This is a genomic window from Actinospica durhamensis (genome assembly GCF_018139695.1).
Taxonomy (GTDB): domain Bacteria; phylum Actinomycetota; class Actinomycetes; order Streptomycetales; family Catenulisporaceae; genus Actinospica; species Actinospica durhamensis.
This window is the reverse complement of record NZ_JAGSOG010000909.1, coordinates 1-380: the sequence shown is the minus strand read 5'-3', so window position 1 is coordinate 380 and position 380 is coordinate 1. Positions and strand designations below refer to the sequence as shown.

The 380-nt window shown below is 64.5% G+C and carries 1 protein-coding gene; it reads right to left on the bottom strand.

Features of this window, described 5'->3' with window-relative positions; translation table 11 throughout:
- Positions 1-380 (bottom strand): cytochrome c biogenesis protein CcsA (ccsA, locus tag KDL01_RS47415; protein ID WP_212534396.1); only part of this gene is annotated, 380 nt, incomplete at both ends.

The following is a 380-nucleotide window of genomic DNA, read 5'->3' as shown; positions in this document are numbered from 1 at the left end:
TTCCAATGCGATGAAGCCGAGGTACAGAAACAGCAGCAGCAACTCCGACGTCAACCGCGCATCCCATACCCACCACGTGCCCCAGGTCGGCTTGCCCCACAGCGCGCCGGTCCACAGCGCAATGGCGGTGAAGAGCGCACCCGTGGGTGCGAGCGCCGAGGCCATCATCGAGGAAAGCCGGGTGCGCAGTACCAGCCCCAGCGCGCAATAACCGGCCATCACGAGGTAGATGAACATCGACATCCACGCGGCCGGCACGTGCAGGAAGATGATGCGATAGACCTCGCCCTGCTGCGCATCGGTGGGCGCCACCACGAAGCCGACGTAGAGGCCGGCGACGAGGAACAAGAGAGCTGCTGCACCAAACCACGGTGCGAGCT